At 38.2% G+C, this 4733-nt stretch carries 4 protein-coding genes; all 4 read left to right on the forward strand.

All coding sequences use genetic code 11. From position 1 onward, the window contains the following. Positions 1–1298 (forward strand): DEAD/DEAH box helicase (locus tag AC1DDX_RS23870; RefSeq protein ID WP_477622713.1); only part of this gene is annotated, 1298 nt, incomplete at its 5' end. Between the two features lie 7 nt (positions 1299–1305). Then, entirely contained in the window at positions 1306–2406 is a 1101-nt protein-coding gene (locus tag AC1DDX_RS23875; protein ID WP_172660363.1) for a DUF4185 domain-containing protein, read from the forward strand. Positions 2407–2460: 54 nt separating this feature from the next. Beyond that, positions 2461–3672, forward strand: coding sequence for a Pycsar system effector family protein (locus AC1DDX_RS23880; RefSeq protein WP_172660362.1), 1212 nt, complete (start codon positions 2461–2463; stop codon positions 3670–3672). Between the two features lie 7 nt (positions 3673–3679). After that, positions 3680–4733 (forward strand): polyphosphate kinase (locus tag AC1DDX_RS23885; RefSeq protein ID WP_477622714.1); only part of this gene is annotated, 1054 nt, incomplete at its 3' end.

Consider the following 4733-nt stretch of genomic DNA (forward strand, 5'->3'; position numbering starts at 1 on the left):
ATATGGGATTGGGTAAAACCATACAGGTACTTGCATTCATCCTTTCACAGCGAGAGAAAGGTCATCATAATACCAATTTAGTGGTAGTTCCTGCTTCACTTATTTTTAACTGGCAACAGGAGGTAGAGAAGTTTGCGCCGTCCATAAAAATACGGATTGTATATGGTTCAGACCGGGCCAAGGTAGTTCATGATTTCGATAATTACGAGATCATTTTAACGTCGTATGGAACGCTATTGGCTGATATCAGGTTCCTTAAAGAATATAGGTTCAACTATATTTTTCTTGATGAATCACAAACAATTAAGAATCCGGAATCGCAACGTTATAAGGCCGTTCGCTTATTGAGATCGAGAAATAAAGTTGTGCTTACCGGAACGCCGATAGAGAACAATACTTTCGATTTATATGGGCAGCTGTCCTTTGCCTGCCCTGGTTTGCTTGGAACCAAGCAGCAGTTTAAGAGACTTTATTCAGTGCCGATAGATCAGTTTAAAAATACAAGAAGTGCTCTGGAACTACAAAAAAAGATCAATCCATTTATACTTAGGCGCACAAAAGAGCAGGTAGCCAAAGAACTTCCTGATAAAACCGAAATGGTGATATATTGTGAAATGGGGGCAGAGCAGCGCGATATTTATGAAGCCAATAAGGAAGAAATTCGTGACTATCTGATAGGTAAATCTGAAGATGAGCTTGCCAAGAGTAGTATGCATGTTTTACAGGGAATTACAAAATTAAGGCAAATCTGTAACTCGCCGGCAATTTTAAAAGAAGGCAAACATGAAAATACATCCTCTAAATTGGATGTATTAATTGAACAGATAGAAAATAAGTCTCCTCATCATAAGATTCTTGTATTTTCTCAGTTTGTAACTATGCTTGATCTGGTAAAGCGAGAGCTTGTTGATAGAAATATTGGTTTTGAATATTTAACAGGTCAAACCAGAAACAGATCTGCAGTGGTTGGGTCTTTTCAGGATAACCCGAATATTCGTGTTTTTTTAATTAGTTTAAAGGCAGGGGGCACGGGTTTGAATCTAACTCAGGCCGATTATGTTTACCTCATTGATCCATGGTGGAACCCGGCAGTTGAAAATCAGGCGATAGACAGAAGCTATCGCATCGGGCAGCAAAAAAATGTTGTGGCGGTAAGATTAATTTGCCCTGATACAATTGAAGAGAAGATTATGAAGATGCAGGACAGCAAGAAAGATTTGGCTACAGATTTGATAAAAACAGAAGAGTCGATATTCAAGACACTGACTAAAAAGGATTTATTGGGATTATTAGGTTAATAGATATATGTTAAAAAATAAATACATCGGAAACGGGATACTTGTGCTGACAGGAAGTTTGTTGTCAGTATCATTTTATGCATTTAGAGCGGCAAAAAGAGATATTGTTCCAATTAGTTTGGAGCGAGTGGCTCGTGTAACAGGTAAAACCATTTCAGGTGAAACCTTGCCCAATCCAAATAAGACAAATGAACTTTACGATGTAGGAGGTACAGATTTAGGTATAGCCTGGAAAATGGGGAATGGAAAAGTAGGTTTCTTTTTTGGTGATACTTATGGTAACGATTTTAAAGTGGTAAATGAGGGTGGACCAGGGAAAGCGGGCAATTGGCGGTCAAACGTATTGGGGTTATCGAGCGATAAAAATCTTGGGGACGGGCTTACTTTTGATGGTATGGTAGCGCACCAGATTGTTCCAAGTCCGCATATTATTGATGGTACTGGCAGCCATACAACCATTCCAACTGCGGCAATACATGCTGCGGGTACAGATTACGTTCATTATATGGATGTAAGAAAGTGGGGTAACATTGGAAGTTGGACTACAAACTATTCTGGCTTATATAAATCTACAAACAATGGTCAGAATTGGGTTAAATGTAATGAGATACGCTTTGGGGCTTTAAGTAATTTTGCTCAGGTAACTTACGCTAAAAAAGATGGTTTTGTGTATATGATAGGAACCGTTCCGGGCCGGTGGGGATCAGCTCACCTTGCCCGTTTTAAGGAAAGTGACATTTTAAAGCAAACCGCTTACGAATACTGGAGCACAACAAAGGGCTGGGTTAAAAATGATGAGAGTAGTGCCGATGCGGTAATTGAAGCACCTTTAGGCGAGCTTTCGCTAGCATACAATAAAAAGTTTAAACGCTGGATAATCACTTATTTAAATGAAAAGAAAGCCGAAATTGTATTGAGAGATGCTGAAAACATTACAGGACCCTGGAGCTCCGAGAAAACACTAGTAAAGGCAACGGAATATCCGGGATTGTATGGCGCCTTTATGCATCCGGTAAATGAGAATAGCGATGAATTCTATTTTCTGATGTCTATGTGGAAACCTTATAATGTTTTTCTGATGAAGGCTAAACTAAAATTTGCAGATTAGCTATACTTACACCATATTTATACAATTAATAAAGTACCTATTAACTACTGAAAAATGCAATACCGGGAATTATTAGATCTGCTCAGAGCGCATGTTGCAAGCTTGTTTCAGTCTCACGAAGACGAACGTTTTATTTATCATAATTTACATCACACGGAACAGGTTGTTGAAAACGTAGTTAGAATTGCTAACCATTACCAGCTATCTGACCAGGATTTCTTTATTGTTGTTGCCGCAAGTTGGTTTCATGATATGGGATATTTTTTTGATTGCACTCAGCATGAAATAAAAGGAGCGGATTTAGCCAACGATTTTTTATCTGATAAAGATGTTTCTCCAGAAGTAATTGATCAGGTAAAAGGTTGTATTATGGCTACCAAGATGCCTCAAAACCCAGAGGGACTGTTGCAGCAAATTGTTTGTGATGCAGATCTTTTTCATCTGGGAAGTGATAGGTTTAAAGAACGCAATAGGTTAATGCGTAAAGAAGCCGAGGCATTTGTTAAGCATAAAATTGACAAGACTAACTGGAGAATTAAAACAATAGCGCTATTTAAAGCACACCATTACCATACCGAATTTTGCCAGCAGCTGCTTAATGCTAAGAAAGCAGAAAATCTTGCTGAACTGGAAAATAAACTCATAAAAGAACAAAACGTGGATATAACGGGAGTTTCTAAAATTGAAGATTCTAAAGAAAAAGAAACAAAAGGAGATAAAAAGAATAAAAGTGATAAGCCCGGGCGTGGCATTGAAACTATGTTCAGAATCACCTCCACAAACCATCAGCGTTTAAGCGATATGGCCGATAATAAGGCTCATATAATGATATCTACCAATTCAATTATCCTCTCGGTTATTTTAAGTGTACTCTTGCGTAAACTCGAAGATAACCCTCATCTGATTATTCCAACACTACTTCTGCTAATCATTTGCGTGGTTACTATGGTGTTTTCTATACTTGCCACCAGACCCTCAATTCCGACGGGTGTATTTACACCAGACGACATTAAGGAAAAACGTGTGAACCTACTGTTCTTCGGTAATTTCTACCGGATGAGTTTGCCGGACTATGAAAGCGGGATGATTAAAATGATGGATGATCGTGATTTCTTATACGGTAGTCTGATAAAAGACGTATACGCCCAGGGTGTAGTTTTAGGTCGTAAATACAGGTTGTTAAGAATTGCCTACAATGTTTTTATGTTTGGTATTGTTGCAGCCGTATTAGCCTTTATTATTGCGTCTGCTCTGGTAACAATGTAATAACTTTATGGGAGAAGCGGTGTTTTATAACAGAGATCTAAGCTGGCTTGGGTTTAATGAAAGGGTGCTTCTGGAAGCAGCAAAGGATACCGTTCCAATTTTAGAAAGGATTAAATTTCTCTCTATTTATTCATCTAATCTGGATGAATTTTATCGGGTAAGGATGCCGGTGTTGATGGCTGTTGATGAGTACCGGCACAATATCGATGGTCAGGGAAACTATGAGCTTGCCAAAACAGAAATTAACAGGCAGCAAAGAAAATTTGGAGCAATCGTTGCAGACCAAATACTTCCGCAACTGACCAATAACGATATACATTGGATTTATAACAAACCCATCCCTCCACAAATAGCAGATCAGATCGTAAACCTGTTCTTTAACGAAGTACTGGCTTACATTTATTCAATTTGTATTGATAAAGACCTTACCGATTTTTTTGCCGAAAACAATAAACTCTATCAGTTAGTTATTCTGAAAGATGCACTTGGTGCTGAAAGATTGGAACTGATCAATGTTCCATCAGAGAGTTTACAACGCTTGTATGCATTAGAGAATGATGGGCATAAATACGTTGTTTTTTTGGAAGACATCATTAAGCATAACTTATCATACCTCTTTCCAAATGATACTATAGAGGGTGTATTCAATCTTAAAATTACCCGTGATGCAGAACTAAAGATTGGTAATGCCACAGAGGAAAATATTACAACTGTCTTGGAACGTCAGCTGGAAACCCGTGATTTCGGTTTTGCAACGCGTTTTCTAATTGAACCAGGAATTCCTTTAAGGAGTTTGTATCGCTTGATATATGCATTAAAGCTAGGCAATGCCTCGGTTGTTGAAGGAGGAGGGTACCACAATTTAAAAGACCTGAATAGTTTTCCATTGAATGGAGCAGAGTTCAGCTATCCAAAATGGCCTTCAATATCTTCTGTACTTATTCCGGAGACTGATACATTGTTTAATCTGATTTTAAAGGGAGATACACTTGTAAATGTCCCTTATCAGAGTTACAACCCAATACTCAGGTTTTTTAATGAGGCCGCAAATGATGTATTTG

It is taken from the genome of Pedobacter sp. 10L46_2, from assembly GCF_056395165.1.

Bases quoted from the DNA above. Each gene is read 5' to 3' on its own strand.
- AC1DDX_RS23875 (WP_172660363.1), top strand. From the start codon at position 1,306: ATGTTAAAAAATAAATACATCGGAAACGGGATACTTGTGCTGACAGGA.
- AC1DDX_RS23880 (WP_172660362.1), top strand. From the start codon at position 2,461: ATGCAATACCGGGAATTATTAGATCTGCTCAGAGCGCATGTTGCAAGC.